This is a genomic window from Streptomyces sp. NPDC001568 (assembly GCF_042893755.1).
GTDB lineage: Bacteria > Actinomycetota > Actinomycetes > Streptomycetales > Streptomycetaceae > Streptomyces.
Genome location: NZ_JBIAVF010000013.1, coordinates 272,171 through 292,279, shown reverse-complemented (window position 1 = coordinate 292,279; position 20,109 = coordinate 272,171). Strand labels below are relative to the sequence as shown.

Below are 20,109 nucleotides of genomic sequence, written 5' to 3'. Positions count from 1 at the left end.
GCCATAAATCATGCCCGTCCCGGACGACACCCCACCCCGGCACCGGCCCCGACCCACCCGCAGCCCCATCCCGGCACCGGCCCCGACCCACCCCGCAGCCGAAGCGGACCCGGACCCCGTTCCCGGCGGCCCCACGCGTACCCGCAGCCCCGCCCCCGAACCCCGACCGGCCAGGTCAGAGTCCCAGGCGGGCCTGCGTCAGGCGGGCCACCGCTTCCTTCGGGCCGTCCAGTTCCACCGCGGCAGAGGCCTGGCGGCCGAAGCAGAACAGGGTCAGTTCCCCCGGCTCGCCGGTGACCGTCACCACCGGTGTGCCCTTGTGCGCCACCGAGGTCTGACCGTTCGGGCGGCGCAGCACCAGGCCGACGGGGGACTTGCGGCCCGTGAGCCGCGCCAGCCGGTCCAGACGCGACCACAGGACGTCCGAGAACACCGGGTCCAGCTCCCGCGGCGACCAGTCCGGCTGCGCGCGCCGGACGTCCTCCGCGTGGACGTAGAACTCCACCGCGTTCGCGGCCTCGTCGATCTGCTTCAGCGCGTACACCGACATCCGCGGCGGCCCGGTCCGGATCAGCTGGAGGAGCTCCTCGTACGGCTTGGCGGTGTACTCCTCCATCGCCTTGTCCAGTCGTGCCTTGAGCACGTTCAGCAGCAGACCCCCCGCCGCGTCCGGCCGCCGCTCCCGGACGACCACGTGCGCGGCCAGCTCCCGCGCGCGCCAGCCGGCGCACAGCGTCGGCGCCTCCGGGCCCGCGGCTTCCAACAGGTCGGCCAGCAGCAGTCGTTCACGCTTCGCATGGGTAGACATGGCGGCAAGCCTACGGCCGGAAGTGATCCCCCGCCCGCTCATCAGCTGGACAGCGACCCATGATCGTCGCCCCGACCCGGCACAATGGCCCCCATGAGTACGTCCTCCCTCGACCCCGCCATCGCCGCCCGTCTCAAGCGCTCCGCGGGCGGTCTGGTTCCGGCCATCGCCCAGCAGTACGACACCGGTGAGGTGCTCATGCTCGGCTGGATGGACGACGAGGCCCTGCACCGCACCCTGACCACGGGACGCTGTACGTACTGGTCCCGCAGCCGCGGCGAGTACTGGGTCAAGGGGGATACTTCCGGCCACTTCCAGCACGTGAAGTCCGTCGCCCTGGACTGCGACGCCGACACCCTGCTCGTGAAGGTCGACCAGGTCGGGGCCGCCTGCCACACCGGCGCCCGCACGTGCTTCGACGCCGACGTCCTGCTCCCCGACGCCGAATAGGTAGGGTCCCACGCCATGGATCTTGAGACGTTCCGCAAGCTCGCGGTGGACCGCCGCGTCATCCCCGTCAGCCGCAAGCTGCTCGCCGACGGGGACACCCCCGTCGGGCTCTACCGGAAGCTGGCCGCCGAACGTCCCGGCACCTTCCTGCTGGAGTCCGCGGAGAACGGCCGGTCCTGGTCCCGCTACTCCTTCATCGGCGTGCGCAGCGACTCCACCCTCACCGTCCGCGACGGTCAGGCGCACTGGATCGGCACCCCGCCGGTCGGCGTCCCCACCGACGGCGACCCCCTCGACGCGCTGCGCGCCACCGTCGAGGCCCTGCACACCCCCCGCGACCTCGCGGCCGGCATGCCCCCCTTCACGGGCGGCATGGTGGGCTACCTGGGCTACGACGTCGTGCGCCGCCTGGAGCGCATCGGTGAGCACGGCGGCGACGACCTGAAGCTGCCCGAGCTGACCATGCTGCTCACCTCCGACCTGGCGGTCCTGGACCACTGGGACGGCACCGTCCAGCTCATCGCCAACGCGATCAACCACAACGACCTCGACACGGGCGTGGACGAGGCGTACGCGGACGCGGTCGCCCGCCTGGACGCCATGCAGGCCGACCTGGCACGGCCCGCGCCCTACCTGCCCACCCCGCTGCCCGTCTCCGAGCTGCCCGAGTTCTCCGCGCTGTGGGGCGGCGAGCAGTACCGGGTCGCCGTCGAGGACATCAAGGAGCGGATCCGGGCCGGCGAGGCCTTCCAGGTGGTGCCCTCGCAGCGCTTCGAGACCCCCTGCGAGGCCTCCGCGCTGGACGTGTACCGGGTGCTGCGGGCCACGAACCCGTCGCCGTACATGTACCTCTTCCGGTTCGAGAACGGCTTCGACGTGGTCGGCTCCAGCCCCGAGGCGCTGGTGAAGGTCGAGGACGGGCGGGCGATGGTCCACCCGATCGCCGGCACCCGGCACCGCGGCGCGACCCCGCAGGAGGACAACGACCTCGCGGACGAGCTGCTGGCCGACCCCAAGGAGCGCGCCGAGCACCTGATGCTCGTCGACCTCGGCCGCAACGACCTGGGCCGGGTGTGCGAGCCGGGTTCCGTCGAGGTCGTCGACTTCATGAGCATCGAGCGCTACTCGCACGTCATGCACATCGTCTCGACGGTCACCGGCCGCGTCGCCGAGGGCCGCACCGCATTCGACGTGCTCACCGCCTGCTTCCCGGCCGGCACCCTCTCGGGGGCGCCCAAGCCGCGCGCCATGCAGATCATCGAGGAGCTGGAGCCCACCCGCCGCGGCCTGTACGGCGGCTGCGTCGGCTACCTGGACTTCGCCGGCGACTCCGACACGGCCATCGCCATCCGCACCGCGCTGCTGCGCGACGGGACGGCGTACGTGCAGGCCGGCGCGGGCGTCGTAGCGGATTCGGTGCCCGAGCTGGAGGACAACGAGTGCCGCAACAAGGCGGCCGCCGTGCTCCGCGCCGTCGGAGCGGCGAACCGCCTCCACCGGGGCTGAGGCCGTAGGGGATAGTGGGGTGCGTGAGTGCCGTACCCCACCCCCGCAACGAAGCCGAGGCCCCCGAGAGCAACGCCGGCCGCCGCAGCGTGGCCGTCGCCCTGCTGCTCGGCGCGCTCGGCGCCACCGTCGTCCTGCTCGCCTCCGGCCGCGTCTGGGCCCGGGGCAGCGCCGCCGTCGGCGGCGACCGGCTCCCGCTGACCGCGGACGGGCAGGCCGTCACCGGCCTACCGGCGGCGCTGGCCATCGTCGGCCTCGCGGCCCTGGTGGCCGTGTTCGCCGTACGCGGCCGCAGCCGGCTGCTGGTGTCCGGGCTGCTCGCGCTGAGCGGTCTGGGCGCCGCCCTGGCCGCCCTCGCCGCCGCCGACGACCGCCGCACCCTGGACGACCGGGCCGCCACCGCGACGGCGGACACCGCCGCCCGGGTGGCGGAAGTGACCCATACGGTCTGGCCGTACGTCGCGGCCGGCGGCGCCGTCCTGATCCTGCTCGCCGGGCTGCTGGCCCTGCGCTACGGCCGGAGCTGGCCCGCCATGGGGGGCCGCTACGAGCGTGACGGCAGCCCCCGCACGCGCAAACCCGCCGCGGTGGACCCGGACCGGCCGGAGGACTTGTGGAAGGCTCTGGACCGCGGCGAGGACCCGACCCGCTGAAGAATCATCCCGCCCGGTGCGGGACAATGTCCCCGAGCGTGCGGCACAGCACGTGAGACAGAGCAACGAGGAGCAACTCATGGCGGGCACGAGCCACGGACACACCCCGGCCGCCTGGACCGGTGTCATCATCGCCTTCATCGGTTTCTGCGTCTCCGGCGCCTTCATGGTGCTGGCGAACCCGCTCGGGTTCTGGGCGGGCCTCGTCGTCGTCGTGGTCGGCGGTGTCGTGGGCATGGCGATGCGGGCCGCGGGCATGGGCGCGCCGAAGGCCACCCACCGCGACCTCGCCGAGGTCATCGCCGCCAACCGGGTTCCCGCCAAGGTCTGACCGCGGCACCCGTGGGCCGGCAGGGACACGGTTCGAAAGGCGCGGCCCGTCGGGCTGCGCCTTTTGTCGTGACCGGCGAGAATCGGCGGGTGGACGCCTCTCGCACCCCCTCCGCCCCGCCGCCGACGGCGCCCGTCCCGCCCTGGTCGCCCGCCGCGGGGCCGGTCGAGCCCGTACGGATCTCCCGGGCCCGGCGACTGGCCGCTCCGGTGCTCACCCTGGCCGGGGTCACCGCGGCCTTCGCGTACGTGGGCGCGGTCGATCCGAACGAGCCCGGCCACTACCCGGTCTGCCCGCTGTTCCGGCTCACCGGGGTGTTGTGCCCCGGCTGCGGCGGTCTGCGCAGTGCGCACGCCTTCGCGCACGGCGATCTGGTGACCGCTCTGGGGGCGAACGCCTTGGCGGTGGTCGGCTACCTCGTCTTCGCCGCTTTCGCGGCGCTGTGGCTCGTGCGGGCCTTCCGCGGCCGGCCGGCTCCCCGGCTCGCCCTGGGGCGGGCGGCCTGGTGGGCCGTCGCCGTCATGGCGGTAGGTTTCGCGATTGTCCGGAATTTCCCGTTCGGTTCCGCACTGGCTCCCTGAGGCCGCACGGGGCCTGGAGGAAGGCCGTATTCCGTGTCCAGCCATTGGGAAACGTCGAACTCCGTGCGGAGGCGGCGGCGACCTGCGGATACCATTTGAGTGCTGACCTTGCAGTGGTACGTGTCCGCAAGGCGGCCGACCGTCATCAACCCGGAAGGGGGCCGCTCGCGTGAGTGTGCTCGACGAGATCATCGAAGGGGTCCGCGAAGACCTTGCCGAACGGCAGGCCCGCGTCAGCCTCGACGAGCTCAAGGAGCGTGCCGCCAAGGCGCCCCGGGCCAAGGACGGTGTCGCCGCCCTGCGCGGCGACAGCGTCAAGGTGATCTGCGAGGTCAAGCGGTCCAGCCCGTCCAAGGGCGCGCTGGCCGCGATCGCCGATCCGGCCGGGCTCGCCGCCGACTACGAGGCGGGCGGTGCGTCGGTCATCTCCGTCCTCACCGAGCAGCGTCGTTTCGGCGGCTCGCTGGCCGACCTGGAGGCCGTCCGCGCCCGCGTGGACATCCCGATCCTGCGCAAGGACTTCATCGTCACGGCCTACCAGCTGTGGGAGGCCCGCGCCTACGGCGCCGACCTCGCGCTGCTGATCGTGGCGGCCCTCGAGCAGGAGGCCCTCGTCTCCCTCATCGAGCGGGCCGAGTCCATCGGTCTCACCCCGCTCGTCGAGGTCCACGACGAGGAGGAGGTCGAACGCGCGGTGGCCGCCGGTGCCAAGATCATCGGCGTCAACGCGCGCAACCTCAAGGACCTCAAGGTCGACCGCTCCACCTTCGAGCGCGTCGCCCCGGAGATCCCCGCCCACATCGTGAAGATCGCCGAGTCCGGCATCCGCGGACCGCACGACCTGATCGCCTACGCCAACGAGGGCGCGGACGCCGTCCTCGTCGGCGAGTCCCTGGTCACCGGCCGCGACCCGAAGGCGGCCGTGGCCGACCTCGTCGCCGCCGGCGCCCACCCCGCCCTGCGCCACGGCCGGAGCTGACCCTTCCCATGCCGCCCTTCCGTTCCTCCGTCCGCACCCGACCGGGCCACGGCCCGGCCGGTGTGCCGACGGCGCACGCGCCCCTGGCGCGCGGCTGCCGCCCCCGCGGCTGCCGCGCCCCGGCCCGGCGCGTGCACGGTCGGCGGGTGCGCTACGTGATCGGCTCCGAGCCCGGACAGGTCAACGGCATGCGATGGCGCGGCGGAGCCGCGCGCTGACGACGGCCCCTCCCGGCCCGTACCCCCTCGGGTACCGGCCGGCGGCCCCGTACGGTTCCCCGCCCCCGGCCGCAGGCCGCCGGCGCGAACCGATCCGTCCGTACGTCCGGAGCCCCCGATGGGGTGCCCGGGAGGCGGGCCGACGGCGCGATACGGAGCACGCCTGTCATCCGTAGGTACCGCTTCCGCACCACGTAGGAGTAGTGGCCATGCCCACCAGCTCGTTCTTCATCCCGGACCCCGAGGGTCACATCCCGAACGCCGAGGGCTACTTCGGCGACTTCGGCGGCAAGTTCATCCCGGAGGCGCTCGTCGCCGCCGTGGACGAGGTCGCCGTCGAGTACGAGAAGGCCAAGGGCGACCCCGCCTTCGCGGCCGAGCTCGACGAGCTCATGGTCAACTACACCGGTCGGCCCAGCTCCCTCACCGAGGTGCCCCGCTTCGCCGAGCACGCGGGCAACGCGCGGATCTTCCTCAAGCGCGAGGACCTGAACCACACCGGCTCGCACAAGATCAACAACGTGCTGGGCCAGGCGCTGCTCACCAAGCGCATGGGCAAGACCCGGGTCATCGCCGAGACCGGCGCCGGCCAGCACGGTGTGGCCACCGCCACCGCCTGCGCCCTCTTCGGCCTCGACTGCACCATCTACATGGGCGAGATCGACACCCAGCGCCAGGCCCTCAACGTGGCCCGCATGCGCATGCTCGGCGCCGAGGTCATCGCGGTGAAGTCCGGCTCCCGGACCCTGAAGGACGCCATCAACGAGGCGTTCCGCGACTGGGTCGCCAACGTGGACGAGACCCACTACCTCTTCGGTACGGTCGCCGGCCCGCACCCCTTCCCGGCCATGGTCCGCGACTTCCACCGCGTCATCGGCGTCGAGGCCCGGCGGCAGATCCTGGAGCGCGCCGGCCGGCTGCCCGACGCCGTCGCGGCCTGCGTCGGCGGTGGCTCCAACGCCATCGGCCTCTTCCACGCCTTCATCCCGGACGCCGACGTCCGCCTGGTCGGCTTCGAGCCCGCCGGACACGGCGTCGAGACCGGCGAGCACGCCGCGACCCTCACCGCGGGCGAGCCCGGCATCCTGCACGGCTCCCGCTCCTACGTCCTGCAGGACGAGGAGGGCCAGATCACCGAGCCCTACTCGATCTCCGCCGGTCTGGACTACCCGGGCATCGGCCCCGAGCACTCCTACCTCAAGGACAGCGGTCGCGGCGAGTACCGCGCCGTGACCGACGACGCCGCCATGCAGGCCCTGCGCCTGCTCTCGCGCACCGAGGGCATCATCCCGGCCATCGAGTCGGCGCACGCCCTCGCGGGCGCCCTCGACCTGGGCAAGGAGCTGGGCAAGGACGGCCTGATCGTGGTCAACCTGTCCGGCCGCGGCGACAAGGACATGGACACGGCGGCCCGCTACTTCGGGCTGTACGACGGCGAAGGCGCCGAGGGGGAGTCGAAGTGAGCAACGGCAACATCGAACTGCTGAGCGACACCCTCGCGAAGGCCAAGTCCGAGGACAGAGCGGCCCTCGTCGCCTACCTGCCGGCCGGCTTCCCGACCGTCGACGGCGCCATCGAGGCCGTCAAGGCCGTCATCGAGGGCGGCGCCGACGTCGTCGAGATCGGCCTGCCGCACAGCGACCCGGTCCTGGACGGCGCGATCATCCAGACCGCCGACGACATCGCGCTGCGCGGCGGCGTGAAGATCGCCGACGTGATGCGGACGGTGCGCGAGGCCTTCGAGGCCACCGGGGTCCCGATCCTGGTCATGACCTACTGGAACCCCATCGACCGCTACGGCGTCGAGCGCTTCACCGCCGAACTCGCTGCGGCCGGCGGCGCGGGCTGCATCCTGCCCGACCTGCCGGTCCAGGAGTCCGCGCTGTGGCGCGAGCACGCGGAGAAGCACGGTCTCGCGACCGTCTTCGTCGTGGCCCCCAGCAGCCAGGACGCCCGACTGGCCACCATCACGGCCGCCGGCTCCGGCTTCGTCTACGCCGCCTCCCTGATGGGCGTCACCGGCACCCGCGAGTCCGTCGGCAACGAGGCCCAGGAACTGGTGCGCCGCACCCGCGCCACGACCGAGCTCCCCGTCTGCGTCGGCCTGGGCGTCTCCAACGCCGTGCAGGCCAAGCAGGTCGCGGGCTTCGCCGACGGGGTCATCGTCGGCTCGGCCTTCGTGAAGCTGCTGCTGGACGCCCCGGACCTGCCGTCCGGCCTGGCGGCCGTACGCGCGCTGGCGGGCGAACTTGCGGAAGGCGTACGCAGGTCCTGACGCGGGACGGCCCCCGCGGGGGGTTATGTAGCCCGATCGGGTGGAAGTGGGAGCGGGGAGGCACGAGAGTGCCTCCCCGCTTCGTTTGGCCGAACGTGAGCGAGAAGAACGACGGTGCGAACCGCGATGCGACGAAACGATCGGCCCGGGAGCGACTCCAAGTGGAGCGCGAGCGGCAGAAGACCCGGGACAAGCGCCGACGGACCCTCGTCGTGTCCGCGGCGGTGGTCGGCGTACTCGGCCTGGCGGCCGTCGTCGGCCTGATCGCGGCGAACGCCGGGTCCGGCGACAAGTCCGCGAAGGCCGGGCCGGTGGTCGCGCCGTCCGGGGCGACGGGGAAGGACGCGCTCGCCATTCAGACCGGGCAGAACGCGGCCCCCTCCCAGCTGACCGTCTGGGAGGACTTCCGCTGCCCCGCCTGCAAGTCCTTCGAGACCAACTACAAGGACACCATCCACGAGCTGGAAGCCAAGGGGCTGCTCAAGACCGAGTACCACATCGTCACCCTCATCGACGGGAACATGGGCGGCAGCGGCTCGCTGAAGTCCGCGAACGCCGCGGCCTGCGCGCAGGACGCCGGCAAGTTCACCGCCTACCACGACGTGCTGTTCGAGAACCAGCCGGAGGAGGTCGACGACGCCTACGGCAAGAACGCCAAGCTGCTGGAGCTGGCCGGCAAGGTCGACGGGCTCGACACTCCCGCCTTCCGCGCCTGCGTCGAGGACGGCACGCACAACAGCTGGGTCGGCAAGTCGCAGGACGCCTTCCGGGCCGGGAACTTCCGGGGCACCCCCACGGTGCTGCTCGACGGCAAGGACATCTTCGCGGACCAGGCCGACCCGCTGACCCCGCAGAAGCTGAAGGCGAAGGTCGAGGCGGCGGCGAAGGCCCCGAGCGGAGCGTCCGGAGCCCCGAAGTCCGGGGCGGGGAAGACTTCGCCGTCGGCCACGGCGTCCCCGTCGGGAACGGGGAGGACGTCCCCGGCGACCGGATCGAAAGCGGTGCCCGAGGGGACCGCGCGGGACTGAGCACGGACCCGGGCGCGGCCCGGATCGGGCCGGGCCGTGTGTGGGTTTGATGTCAGCTTGCCGGGTGGGTTGCGGTCGGTACCGCCCGGCAAGGTAGCGTCAGGTCTGCCATGACCCTTGCCTATATCCCCAGTCCGTCGACCGGCGTGATCCATCTCGGACCGATCCCGCTCCGCGGCTACGCGTTCTGCATCATCATCGGCGTCTTCATCGCCGTCTGGCTCGGCAACAAGCGCTGGATCGCGCGCGGCGGAAAGCCGGGCACGGTCGCGGACATCGCCGTGTGGGCGGTGCCGTTCGGCCTTGTCGGCGGTCGCCTCTACCACGTGATCACCGACTACCAGCTGTACTTCGGCGAAGGCCGCAACTGGGTCGACGCCTTCAAGATCTGGGAGGGCGGCCTCGGCATCTGGGGCGCGATCGCGCTCGGCGCGGTCGGTGCCTGGATCGGCTGCCGGCTGCGCGGCATCCCGCTGCCGGCCTGGGCCGACGCCCTGGCCCCCGGCATCGCCCTGGCCCAGGCCTGCGGTCGCTGGGGCAACTGGTTCAACCAGGAGCTGTACGGCCGGGCCACCGACCTGCCGTGGGCGGTGAAGATCACCGAGGGGGCGAACCGCGAGGCCGGCACCTACCACCCGACCTTCCTGTACGAGTCGCTGTGGTGCGTCGGCGTCGCCGTGCTGGTGATCTGGGCCGACCGCCGCTTCAAGCTCGGACACGGCCGGGCCTTCGCCCTGTACGTCGCCTCCTACTGCGCGGGCCGCGGCTGGATCGAGTACATGCGCGTCGACGAGGCCCACCACATCCTGGGCCTGCGGCTGAACGTGTGGACCGCGATCGTGGTCTTCATCCTGGCCGTCACCTACTTCGTGCTGTCGGCGAGGCTGCGGCCCGGCCGCGAGGAGGTCGTCGAACCGCAGGCCCCCGTGGCCGCGGGCGACACCCCGGCCCAGGGCGGGGCGAAGGACGCCGCGACCGACGCCAAGGCGGTCAAGGACGCACCGCGCAAGCCGGCCGAGCCCGCCGTGCCGGGCGAGAGGCCGGGCGACAAGGCGGGCGAGAAGTCGGCCGCCGCGCCGGGAGCCGGGGCGCCGAAGCCCGCGGGCGCCGTCAAGGCCGACCTGACCAAGGGCGCCGAGGACAAGGCCGCGCAGGACAAGGCCGCGGAGGCCGGGAAGAGCTGAAGCGGCGCACAGCCGGAAGGGTCTGCTCCGCAAGGGGGCGCCGCGCGGGTCGCGGCGCCCCCTTGCGGCTGCCCGGCCGGGGCGCCCCCCTCTCGTCAGGACGAGGACGCGCCCTCAGGACGCCCGTCGCGACAGGGTCAGCGTCCGGTGGGCGGCGGCCACCACCGCCGGATCCACGAACCGGCCGTCGGGCAGCGCCAGGGCCCCCGACATCGCCCGCGCGGCCGACACGATCTCCTCGGCGGCCGTGACCTCTTCCGGCCCCGGCAGGTAGCACCGTTCGATGATCGGGAGCTGGCGCGGATGGATCGCCGCCCGGCCCAGGAAACCCAGCGAGCGGCCGCGCGCGCAGGAGCCGGCCAGCGCCTCCAGGTCCCGGATGTCGGGGAACACCGACTGCGCCGGCGGCGCCAGACCCGCCGCGCGGGCGGCGACCACCACCCGGGACCGGGGCCAGTCCAACCCCGCTTCCGCGCTCACCCCCAGATCGGCCCGCAGGTCCGCCTCGCCGAGGGTCAGCCCGTGCAGGCAGGGGTGGGCGCGGGCGATCTCGTACGCCCGTTCCACTCCCAGCGCCGACTCCAGCAGCGCGTACAGGGCCACCCCGCCGGTGCGGTCGGCGACCCGGACGATCTGCTCCGGGGCGTCGACCTTCGGCAGTCGCAGCCCGGCGAGCCCGTGCAACCGGGCCAGCGCCGTCAGGTCGGCGCCCGCCCAGGGCGAGCCCAGGGCGTTGACCCGGACGTGGACGGGGACGGGCGGTCGCTCGGTGAGGAGTTCCGCGGTGGCGGCCCGGGCGTACTCCTTGCGGGAGACGGACACGGAGTCCTCCAGATCCACGATGACGGCGTCGGCCCCGCACTGCAGGGCCTTGGCCACCACCTCCGGACGGTCTCCGGGTGCGTAGAGCCAGGTCAGGATCACAGTGCCCCCTCGGTGCGCAGCGCGGCGATCTCGTCCCGGGTCAGGCCGAGCTCGGTGAGGACCTCGTCGGTGTCCGCGCCGTGCGGACGGCCCGCCCAGCGGATCCCGCCCGGCGTCGCGGACAGCCGGAAGAGGACGTTCTGCATGCGGATCGGGCCCAGTTCCGGGTCCGCGACCTCGGTGACCGTGTCGAGGGCCGCGAACTGCGGGTCGGCCATCACGTCCCGTACGTCGTACACCCGGGCGACGGCGGCCTCGGCCGCCTCGAAGGCCGCCACGGCCTCGTCCGCCTTGCGCAGGGCGATCCAGCCGCCGACCGCCCCGTCCAGCACGTCGGCGTGCTCGGCCCGGCCCGCGCCCGTCGCGAACCAGGGCTCGTCGGCCAGCTCGGGCCGCCCGACCAGCCGTACGACGCGTTCGGCGACGGACCGGGCCGAGGCGGACACCGCCAGCCAGTGGCCGTCCGCGCTGCGGTAGGTGTTGCGGGGGGCGTTGTTCACGGACCGGTTGCCGGTGCGCCGCTGCACGTAGCCGAGTTGGTCGTACCAGAGCGGGTGCGGGCCGAGCACGGTCAGGATCGGCTCGATGATGGCCAGGTCGACGACCTGCCCCCGCCCGGTGCGATCACGGCCGGCCAGCGCCGTCATCACGGCGTACGCCGTGGTCAGCGCGGCGATCGAGTCGGCGAGCCCGAAGGGCGGAAGGGTCGGCGGGCCGCCCGGTTCCCCGGTGATCGCGGCGAAGCCGCTCATGGCCTCGGCGAGCGTCCCGAAGCCGGGGCGGTGGGCGTACGGACCCTGCTGGCCGAACGCGGTGACGCGGGCCAGCACCAGGCGCGGGTTGGCCGCCGACAGTTCGGGCCAGCCCAGGCCCCACTTCTCCAGGGTGCCGGGACGGAAGTTCTCGATGACCACGTCGGCGTCGGCGGCGAGCCGCAGCAGGGTGTCCCGGCCGCCCGGGGTCGACAGGTCCAGGGTCATCGTCCGCTTGTTCCGGCCGAGCAGCTTCCACCACAGGCCGATGCCGTCCTTGGCGGGGCCGTGGTCACGGGACGGATCGGGCCGGTCGGGGTGCTCCACCTTGACCACCTCGGCGCCGAAGTCGCCGAGCAGGGTGGCGGCCAGCGGACCCGCGAACAGGGTGGCCAGGTCGAGGACGCGGAGCCCGGCGAGCGGGCCGGGACCGGGGCCGGCGTCCGGGGGCGCGGCGGGACCGGAGCCCGGCCCGGCCTCCGTGCGGGGGCCGGTCATCGGGGGAGGCCCTGTCCGGCGGCGAACGCCACGAGGTCGGCCCGGTCCGGCATCGAGTCCTGGGCGCCGGGCCGTTGCACCGACAGCGCGGCGGCGCACCCGGCCCACGCGAGGGCCTGCGGCATCGGACGGCCCTCGCCGAGGGCCACCGCGAGGGCGCCGACGAAGGTGTCCCCGGCGGCGGTGGTGTCCACCGCCCGCACCCGGGGCGCGGGCACCGCCACCGGCTCCCGCCCGCGCGCGGCGTGCAGCACCCCCGCCGCGCCCAGGGTGATCACCACCTCCGGGACGTCCTGGAGCAGCGCCTCGGCGGCGCGGTGCGGATCGGTGAGGCCGGTGAGGGCGGCCGCCTCGTGCTCGTTGGGGACGAGCAGGTCGGTGGCGGCCAGCAGCCCGGCGGGCAGCGGCTGGGCGGGGGCCGGGGTGAGGATCGTACGGACCCCGTGGGCGCGGGCGGCCAGGGCGCCCGCGAGTACCGCCTCCAGGGGGAGTTCGAGCTGGAGGAGGAGGGAGTCGGCTGCCGCGATGCGGGCGTCGTCGCCCGGTTCCAGGGCGGTGACGCGGGCGTTGGCCGCCGGGATCACGATGATGCTGTTCGCGCCCTCGTCGTCGACCGTGATGTGGGCGGTGCCGCTGGCGCCCTCGACGGTGCGCAGCTCGGCCGTGTCGACCCCGCTCGCGTGGAGCGCGGCGCGCAGCCGCACCCCGAACTCGTCGGCCCCGACCGCGCCGATCATCACCACCTCCCCGCCGAGGCGGGCGGCGGCGACCGCCTGGTTGGCGCCCTTTCCGCCGGGGACGGTGCGGAACGCGCGGCCGGTGACCGTTTCCCCGAGACGGGGCGCCTTGGGCACGTAGGCGACGAGGTCCATGTTCGTACTGCCGAGCACGGCGATGGCCGTCATGAGCGGGCTGCCTCCTGGGCGGTGAGGTGGGCGAGGGCGTCGAATCCGATGCCGTCGAAGCCGGACACCCCGGTGGAGAGCCGGTTCTTCAGCGGCGCCGTCCAGCGGTCCGGGATCCGGCCGGGCGATCCGGCCAGCAGCCCGGCGAGGGAACCGGCGGTGGCCCCGTTGGAGTCGGTGTCCCAGCCGCCGGACACCGCCCGGCAGACGGAGTGCGTGAAGTCGCCGTCCGCGTGGGTGAGCGCGGCCGCGATCAGCGCGGTGTTCGGCAGGGCGTGTACCCAGTGGTAGTGGCCGTAACAGTCGTGCAGCCGGTCCACGACCCGGTCGAAGTCCGGCTCGTCGGAGGCGGTACGGATACCGAAGCGCACGGCCTCCGCCAGCCGCGACCGGGGCGGTACGACGGCCAGTCCGGCCCGCAGCGCGCCGTGCACGTCCGCCCGGCCACCGGCGGCCTCGGCCAGGGCGGCGGCGACGAAGAGGGCGGCGTGGATCCCGCTCGCGGTGTGGGTGAGCGCGGCGTCCCGGTGCGCCTGGGCCGCCGCGGCGACCGGCTCGCCGGGGTTCGTCCAGCCGTGGACGTCGGCCCGGATCAGGGCGCCGATCCACTCGCGGAACGGGTTGTGGTGGCGGGCCGTCATCGGGGGTTCGAGCCCCTGGAGCAGGTTGCGGTAGGCGATCCGCTCGGCGGTGAAGGTCCGGCCGGCGGGGAGTTCGTCCAGCCAGAGACGGCCGAGGTCGGCCGTGGTGAAGCCCTTGCCGTGCCGTTGGAGGAGCAGCAGGCCCAGCAGGGGGTGGTTGAGGTCGTCGTCCTCGGGGGCGCCGTCGATGTTCTCGGCGAGCGAGGTGGCGGCGGAGCGGCGGTTCCACGGATGCGCGGCGAGGAGCTCCGCCGGGACGCCCCGGGCGCTGAACCAGTCGGACAGCGGCCAGTTCCCGCCGGCCCGGGCCAAGGCCCGGATCCCGTCGAGGGGAAGCTTCTCCACGGGCTTCCCGAGGACGCAGCCCGCCGCGCGCCCGACCCAGGCCGCCTCCAACCGTTCCCGCAGCGCGGCGTCCACCCCCGGCGGCGGGGCGTCCGGTCCGTGGGCCGACCGGGGGTTCCGGTCCGCGACCCGGCGGCCGGCGGGTGCGGCGGGGGGCGGGGCGGGGGTCGCCCTCGGGGCCGGGTCCGGCCTGCCCGCGCGGTCCGGGGCCGCCGGACGGCGGGGGTCGGTGGCGCGGCCCGGGGCCGGGTCCGGGGACGCGGCCGGGGACGCGGCCGGGAGGACGGCCCCGGGCGGGGTCGGGTCCGGGGGCGCGGCCGGGGTCGCGGTCGGGGTCGGGGGTGGGGGCCAGGTGGCCCGGATGTCGGGCCAGGCGCTCGGTTCGTCGGCGCCCGAGGGGACCGGGAGGGCGTCGAGTTCGGTCAGGAGGCGGATCGCGAGGGCGCGCAGCTCCGGCGGGGCCGGTTCGGCGGACGCGCCCGCGCGGTCGGGGGCCGGCCGGCCGCCCGCCGCCAGCCACTCCCGCAGCACGGGCCCGGCGTCCCGGCCGTCCTCCCGCGCCTGCCGCAGCTCGTGGCCGAGCAGGTCCTCCGGCTGCGCCCAGGTGAGCCGTACGAGGGCGCCGGGGGAGTCGACGGCCGTCACCGCGGGGACGCCATCGCCGCGAAGGCGCTCTCGTGGGCCCGGCGCCGGCCGCGGTCCCGGTCGAACACCTCCCGGGCCACGGCGGCCAGTTCCGCGGCCGGGGCGTGCAGGTCGAGGCGGCTGGCCTCGGCGACCTGCTTGGCCCAGCCGGCCGGTACGGCGGCCTCCCCGCCCAGCGCTCCGGCGACGGCCCCGGCCATCGTCGCGATGGAGTCGCAGTCGCGGCCGTAGTTGACGGCGCCGAGCACCGAGGTCTCGTAGGCGCCGTCGCCGACCAGCAGCATGCCGAGGGCGATCGGCAACTCCTCGATGGAGTGCAGGCGCGAGGGGCGGCGGGCCCCCAGGGAGGGGGCGCGGTAGTCCGGGCCGACCGAGTCGTACGGGGCCACCGCCGCGCGCAGCGGGGCCAGCGCGGACTCGAAGTCCCGGTACCGGACGGCGACCTCGCACACGGCCGCGATCGCCGAGCGGGTGCCGTCCTTGGCCAGAGCCAGGGCCGTCTCCACGACCGAGGCGGCCGTCGCGCCGGGCGTACAGGCCGCCGCTACGGCCGCCGCGAAGACGCCCGCGGCCTCGCGCCCGTACGAGGACTGGTGCGCGCCGGTGACGTCCAGCGCCTCGGCGTACGCGGCGGCGGGGTTGCCCGCGTTGACCAGGCCGACCGGCGCCATGTACATCGCCGCACCGCAGTTGACGACGTTGCCGGCGCCGGCCTCGCGGGGGTCGGCGTGCGCGTAGTGCAGCCGGGTGACGATCCACTTCTCGGCGAGGAAGATCCGCTGGAGGGGCAGGGCCTCGGCTTCGAGTTCGGGGATCCAGCGCGGGGTGGACATGAGGTCGGGGACGAGGTGCTCGGCGACGGAGTAGGCGTCGAGGTGGTCGCGCACGGTCGCGTAGACCCGTACCAGCGCGTGGGTCATCAGGGTGTCGTCCGTGACGTGTCCGTCGCCCTTGTGGTAGGGGGCGATGGGGCGGGCGGTGCGCCAGTCCTCGTACCAGGGGCCGACGATGCCGTGCACGCGGCCGCCGTGCCGTTCGACGATCCGCTCCGGGGACCAGCCCTCCACGGGGCCGCCGAGCGCGTCTCCCACGGCGGCCCCGATCAGGCTGCCGGTCACCCGGTCGTCGAGGGTGAGGGGGGTGTGCGTCATGTCCGAATCATCCCTTGGGTGAGGTGAGTTCCGTACGGGTGAGGAGCGCGGCGAGTTCGACGAGGTCGGTCCCGGCGAGCCGGGGCAGGGCGCAGCCGGACAGCACGCGGCAGGCCTCGCGCCAGGAGGCGGGCAGCGAGTCGCCGCCGCCGAGAGCGCCGGTGAGGGCGCCGGCGAGGGCGGGCGCCGAGTCCGCGACGCGCGACAGGCAGGCGGCGGCGGGGACGGCCTCGGAGACCTTGCCGCGGGCGGCGGTGGCCAGGGCGAGGGCTACGGGGACGGTCTCGGCGGCGGCGATGCCGTAGCTGTAGACGTGGTCGACGATCTGGTGTTCCAGGAGCGGGACGAGGGCGAAGGCGCCGCCGGCCGGGTCGGCGCGGGCCAGGGCGACGGCGTGCCGGGCGTTGCGGCCGATCTCGGTGGCCCCGGGCAGTTGTTCCAGGGCGGCCTCGACGGCGGCGTCGGTGTCCGCGCCGGCGAGGGCGACGGCGAGGGCGGCGGCCATGGCGCGGGCGCCGTGGACGCCGTCGCCGTCCTGGGTGTAGCGGGCGTCGAACTCGGCGAGGTCGGCGGCGGCGCGCGGGTCGCCGGGGTGGACGACGGCGAGGACGCAGGCCCGGACGCACGCGGCGTCGTCGAAGTAGTGCGGGTTGTCGTGCCCGGTGGCGGGTGGGCGCAGGCCGGCGGCGAGGTTGCCGAGGCCGGCGCGTACGGAGATCCGGGCGCGCATCGGCAGGACGGCCGACTCGACCTCGGGCGCGCGGTCCGCCGCCGCGGCGACCTCGGAGGCCAGGGCGTTCCACGCCAGGTCGATGGCGGCGCGCATGCGGCGGGACCGGGACAGGTCGCTGAGCAGCACCCCGGCGGCGGTGAGCACGGACTCGGCGGCGAAGGCCGCCCACTCGGCGTCGTCGGAGGGGCCCAGGCGCAGCGGCTCGGGGGGCTGGTTCAGGGCGATGGGGACGGGGAGGGTGGTGGTGGCGTTCTGCTCCGCGAAGGTGTCGAGCTCGCGGGTGAGGCGGCGGGTCCACTCGGGCATCCGGCTGGCCCGGTGCCGGGCGGCGGGCCAGCCTGCCGCGTCGCCGGCGGCGAGCCCGAGGAGCAGCCCCTCGATCCGACGGGCCGCCCGCGGCGGGGCGTCGGGGGCCCGGGAGCCTGTGCGCCGCTCCCGGTCGGGGTCCTCGGCGGGCGCCGCCGCGGGGGCCGTCCGCTCGGCGACCACCAGCCGCCCGCCGCCCCCGCCGGGGTCGGCCCGCACGTCCCCCCGCGCCGCGAACGCCGCGGGACCGCCGGCCTGTACCGGGCGGGCCCGCGCCGCCGAGGCTGCGGCGGCGGCTGCGGCTGCGGCGAGGAACTCGCGGGCAGCGCCGCCCTTCGCCCCCGCTGCGACGGAGACGACCGTGAAGGCCGGAGTGCGGGCGCCGGCGTCCGCACCGCTGCCGCCCGGGCCGCCCCCGCCTTCCGGGCCGGCCGCCGCACCGGGGTCGGTCGCTGCGGCCGGGGCACCAGGGGCAGCCCCCGCGCCCGGGGTGACACGCCCGGACCGGACGTTCGGGCCGCCCGCCGCACCAGGGCCGGCACCCGCGCCCTGGGCGTTCGGTCCGGCCGGTGAGTCCGGGCCCTCCTGTTCGGCCGCCGCAGCGGGGTTGCCGGAGGTGGCCGTCGCGCCCGGGGCGGTGCGTACGGTCGGGGCTGCCGTCGTGCCGGGGGTGGCCGGGCCGGACGTGTTCGCGCCCGGGGCGGCCGTCGGGCCGGAGGGGCCCGGTCCGGCCGGGGCGTCCCGTACGGCCGAAGGCGCCGTCGCGCCCTGGGGGTTCGGTCCGGCCGGAGGGCCCGGGACCTCCGGGGCGGCCGCCGCACCGGGGCCGTTCGGCGCGCTCGGGGTGTCCGAGGTGTACGGGGGCGGGGTCATCGGGGGGTCTCGGATTCGGGGGTGAGGAGGTCCGCGATGTCCAGGACGTGGTAGCCCCGCATCGAGGGGAGGCAGCTGCCGCGCACCGGGCCGATGACCGCCGCCCAGTCGGCGGGGATCGCAGCGACGCCGGACATGGCGCCGGCCAGGGCGCCCGCCACGGCGGCGGTGGTGTCGGCGTCCCGGCCCATGTTGACGGCGGTCAGGACGGACTCCGCGAAGTCGCCCCGGCACGCCGCGAACGCGCCGAACGCCAGGCCCACCGCCTCCGGTGCCAGGTCGGTCCACGGGTACCCGCCGATCACGACCGCCGAGCGGACCGCTCGTTCGCCGCGCGGGGCGGCCGTCACGGCGCGGCGCAGGGAGCGGGCGGTCCAGGAGTCGGACGGGATCACGGACAGGGCCGCCGAGACGACGGAGGCGGGGGAGCCGCCCGCCATCGCGGCGGCGACCCCCGCCGCGACGGCCTGGCCGCCGTAGATGCCCTCGCCGTCGTGGCTGACCGTGCCGTCGATGGCGACGAGTCGGGCCGCCTCGGCGGGCCGGCCCGCCGCGAACACCCCGAACGGGGCGGCCCGCATGGCCAGCCCGTCCGACCAGGCGTGGCGGTGTTGCGCCGAGATGGGCGCGGCCAGGCCCCGGCGGAGGTTCTCCAGGGTGCCCCGTTCGGAGAAGCCCGCGCCGCGGAAGGGGCCCTCGTCGAGGTCGGCGATCCAGTGGTGCCAGGCCCGCTCGACGTGCGCGACGGTCAGGGCGGAGCCGTGCCGGGCCAGCAGCAGGCCCGAGAAGATGGCGTACTCGGTGTCGTCGGTGCCCGCCGGATCGGGTGAGACGAAGCCTTCGATCCGGCCCCACTTGGCCCGGATCTGCGACGGCTTCATGTTCTCGGCGGGGGCGCCCAGCGCGTCACCCACGGCGAGGCCCAGAAGAGCGCCCCTGGCCCGTTCGAGGAGGACCTGCGGATTGCATGCAATCAGCTCCATGGCGCGCCTCTCCACTTGATGGGACTCATGATGAGCCCTTGGGGGATTTGTGCCACGGCATGTGGTTTGTCGGTCGCCGCGAAACACCCCCCGAACGCCCCCGTCACCCGGTCGCCGAGGGACGAAACCCCAGGTAAGTACGGCCTTCCTTGCTGGCGGGCGGCAGAAATCGTGCGTAGTTTCGAGGTGTTCAGGGGGAGTGGCCCCGCGTGGGCCGGGCTCGCGTGGCTTTCGCGTACCCGCTCGCACAAATGGGGAGGAATCACGCATGTCCATCATCGACATCGAAGCACCGCTGCACACCGCTCACCGCGACAACCACACCCACCGGGACGTCAACGGGGGATGGCTGCGGCCGGCCGTGTTCGGTGCGATGGACGGACTGGTCTCCAACCTCGCCCTGATGACCGGCGTGGCCGGCGGTGCGGTCGCCCCGCAGACCGTCGTGATCACCGGACTGGCGGGTCTCGCGGCCGGCGCCTTCTCGATGGCCGCCGGTGAGTACACCTCGGTCGCCTCGCAGCGCGAGCTGGTCCTGGCCGAGCTCGACGTCGAGCGCCAGCAACTGCGCAAGCACCCGGTCGACGAGATGGAGGAGCTGGCCGAGCTCTACGTCTCGCGCGGGGTCGAGCCCTCGCTGGCCCGCGAGGTCGCCATGCAGCTGTCCCGGGACCCGGAGCAGGCGCTGGAGATCCACGCCCGCGAGGAACTCGGGATAGACCCCGACGACCTGCCCTCGCCGGCCGTCGCCGCGATCTCCTCGTTCGGCTCCTTCGCGCTCGGCGCCCTGCTCCCCGTACTGCCCTACCTGCTCGGGGCGACCAGCCTGTGGCCCGCGGTGCTGCTCGCGCTGGTCGGACTGTTCGCCTGCGGCGCGGTGGTCTCCCGGGTCACGGCCCGGTCCTGGTGGTACAGCGGCATGCGTCAGCTCGTCCTGGGTGGCGCCGCCGCGGGTGTGACGTACATCCTGGGCACGTGGATCGGCAGCGCCGTAGGCTAACCGTCGCGGGAGTGAGACACTATGCAGTAGGCAACATAAGTAGTTCATTACCCGGTGGTTTCGATTCCGTGTCCGCCGGGCATCCCACCTTGGCGCGCGGGCAATGATGCCCGCCTCGCGCCGGGACCTCCGCCCCGGGTCGTCGCCGCAGCAGCCCTGCGGAAACGGCTGCGGCCTCCGCGAAGGTCCTCTTCTTCCTGGTTCGCGCAGTGTCCGCATGCTGGAACGCAATATCCGCTTCTCGGGATTGCCGTCATCATGTAACCTGCACGAAATTTCGCAGAGGGCCAACGTCGTCCCTCGGCTATGCACATATGCCACGACGACGACGGGAGAGCCG

20 protein-coding genes are annotated in these 20,109 nt (G+C 74.5%); 12 read left to right on the top strand and 8 right to left on the bottom strand.

Features of this window, described 5'->3' with window-relative positions:
• Positions 1-175: 175 nt before the first annotated feature.
• Entirely contained in the window at positions 176-808 is a 633-nt protein-coding gene (locus tag ACFY0I_RS25090; RefSeq protein WP_388899872.1) for a TIGR03085 family metal-binding protein, read from the bottom strand.
• Positions 809-892: 84 nt separating this feature from the next.
• On the opposite strand from ACFY0I_RS25090, the gene hisI reads away from it, so the two are divergent.
• The 11 genes from hisI (at position 893) to lgt (ending at position 10,013) form a co-directional block, all read left to right on the top strand.
• Positions 893-1,258, top strand: coding sequence for a phosphoribosyl-AMP cyclohydrolase (hisI, locus tag ACFY0I_RS25085; RefSeq protein WP_388899869.1), 366 nt, complete (start codon positions 893-895; stop codon positions 1,256-1,258).
• A 15-nt stretch (positions 1,259-1,273) separates the two neighbouring features.
• Positions 1,274-2,764 carry an anthranilate synthase component I gene (locus ACFY0I_RS25080; RefSeq protein ID WP_388899866.1) on the top strand — a complete coding sequence of 497 codons (1,491 nt, stop codon included), beginning with the start codon at positions 1,274-1,276 and terminating at the stop codon, positions 2,762-2,764.
• 14 nt (positions 2,765-2,778) lie between these two features.
• Positions 2,779-3,417, top strand: coding sequence for a TIGR02234 family membrane protein (locus tag ACFY0I_RS25075; RefSeq protein WP_388899863.1), 639 nt, complete (start codon positions 2,779-2,781; stop codon positions 3,415-3,417).
• Between the two features lie 79 nt (positions 3,418-3,496).
• Complete coding sequence (locus ACFY0I_RS25070) at positions 3,497-3,748, top strand: HGxxPAAW family protein (protein ID WP_388899860.1); 252 nt, start codon at positions 3,497-3,499, stop codon at positions 3,746-3,748.
• A gap of 89 nt (positions 3,749-3,837) precedes the next feature.
• On the top strand, positions 3,838-4,329 hold the full coding sequence (locus ACFY0I_RS25065; RefSeq protein WP_388899858.1) for a DUF2752 domain-containing protein: 492 nt from the start codon (positions 3,838-3,840) through the stop codon (positions 4,327-4,329).
• A gap of 169 nt (positions 4,330-4,498) precedes the next feature.
• On the top strand, positions 4,499-5,308 hold the full coding sequence (gene trpC, locus ACFY0I_RS25060; protein WP_388899855.1) for an indole-3-glycerol phosphate synthase TrpC: 810 nt from the start codon (positions 4,499-4,501) through the stop codon (positions 5,306-5,308).
• An 8-nt stretch (positions 5,309-5,316) separates the two neighbouring features.
• Positions 5,317-5,526, top strand: coding sequence for a tryptophan biosynthesis modulator TrpM (trpM, locus tag ACFY0I_RS25055; RefSeq protein WP_388899852.1), 210 nt, complete (start codon positions 5,317-5,319; stop codon positions 5,524-5,526).
• A 209-nt stretch (positions 5,527-5,735) separates the two neighbouring features.
• Positions 5,736-6,989 (top strand): tryptophan synthase subunit beta, encoded by a 1,254-nt coding sequence (trpB, locus tag ACFY0I_RS25050; protein WP_281205960.1) that lies wholly within the window; start codon positions 5,736-5,738, stop codon positions 6,987-6,989.
• Positions 6,986-7,801 carry a tryptophan synthase subunit alpha gene (trpA, locus tag ACFY0I_RS25045; protein WP_388899849.1) on the top strand — a complete coding sequence of 272 codons (816 nt, stop codon included), beginning with the start codon at positions 6,986-6,988 and terminating at the stop codon, positions 7,799-7,801. Before trpB ends, trpA begins: the two co-directional genes overlap by 4 nt.
• A 95-nt stretch (positions 7,802-7,896) precedes the next feature.
• Entirely contained in the window at positions 7,897-8,829 is a 933-nt protein-coding gene (locus ACFY0I_RS25040) for a DsbA family protein (protein WP_388899846.1), read from the top strand.
• A gap of 110 nt (positions 8,830-8,939) precedes the next feature.
• Positions 8,940-10,013, top strand: a complete 1,074-nt coding sequence (gene lgt, locus ACFY0I_RS25035) for a prolipoprotein diacylglyceryl transferase (protein ID WP_388899843.1) — start codon at positions 8,940-8,942, stop codon at positions 10,011-10,013.
• A gap of 114 nt (positions 10,014-10,127) precedes the next feature.
• On the opposite strand, the gene ACFY0I_RS25030 is transcribed toward lgt, so the two are convergent.
• From ACFY0I_RS25030 to ACFY0I_RS25000, 7 genes are all read right to left on the bottom strand, one after another.
• Positions 10,128-10,937: an HpcH/HpaI aldolase/citrate lyase family protein gene (locus ACFY0I_RS25030; protein ID WP_388899840.1), complete on the bottom strand. Its 810-nt coding sequence runs from the start codon at positions 10,935-10,937 to the stop codon at positions 10,128-10,130.
• Positions 10,934-12,187 carry a CaiB/BaiF CoA transferase family protein gene (locus ACFY0I_RS25025; protein ID WP_388899837.1) on the bottom strand — a complete coding sequence of 418 codons (1,254 nt, stop codon included), beginning with the start codon at positions 12,185-12,187 and terminating at the stop codon, positions 10,934-10,936. Before ACFY0I_RS25025 ends, ACFY0I_RS25030 begins: the two co-directional genes overlap by 4 nt.
• Positions 12,184-13,092 carry a ribokinase gene (gene rbsK, locus ACFY0I_RS25020; RefSeq protein ID WP_388899834.1) on the bottom strand — a complete coding sequence of 303 codons (909 nt, stop codon included), beginning with the start codon at positions 13,090-13,092 and terminating at the stop codon, positions 12,184-12,186. The genes ACFY0I_RS25025 and rbsK overlap by 4 nt, the downstream gene beginning before the upstream one ends.
• Positions 13,089-14,723, bottom strand: a complete 1,635-nt coding sequence (locus tag ACFY0I_RS25015; protein ID WP_388899831.1) for an ADP-ribosylglycohydrolase family protein — start codon at positions 14,721-14,723, stop codon at positions 13,089-13,091. The genes rbsK and ACFY0I_RS25015 overlap by 4 nt, the downstream gene beginning before the upstream one ends.
• A complete protein-coding gene (locus tag ACFY0I_RS25010; protein ID WP_388899828.1) occupies positions 14,720-15,874 on the bottom strand; it encodes an ADP-ribosylglycohydrolase family protein in 1,155 nt (384 codons plus the stop codon). Before ACFY0I_RS25010 ends, ACFY0I_RS25015 begins: the two co-directional genes overlap by 4 nt.
• 7 nt (positions 15,875-15,881) lie before the next feature.
• Complete coding sequence (locus ACFY0I_RS25005) at positions 15,882-16,988, bottom strand: ADP-ribosylglycohydrolase family protein (RefSeq protein ID WP_388899910.1); 1,107 nt, start codon at positions 16,986-16,988, stop codon at positions 15,882-15,884.
• 794 nt (positions 16,989-17,782) lie between these two features.
• A complete protein-coding gene (locus ACFY0I_RS25000; protein WP_388899825.1) occupies positions 17,783-18,769 on the bottom strand; it encodes an ADP-ribosylglycohydrolase family protein in 987 nt (328 codons plus the stop codon).
• Between the two features lie 268 nt (positions 18,770-19,037).
• Here ACFY0I_RS25000 and ACFY0I_RS24995 point away from each other — a divergent pair, with 268 nt between their 5' ends.
• A complete protein-coding gene (locus ACFY0I_RS24995) occupies positions 19,038-19,769 on the top strand; it encodes a VIT1/CCC1 transporter family protein (RefSeq protein ID WP_388899822.1) in 732 nt (243 codons plus the stop codon).
• Positions 19,770-20,109 lie beyond the last annotated feature (340 nt).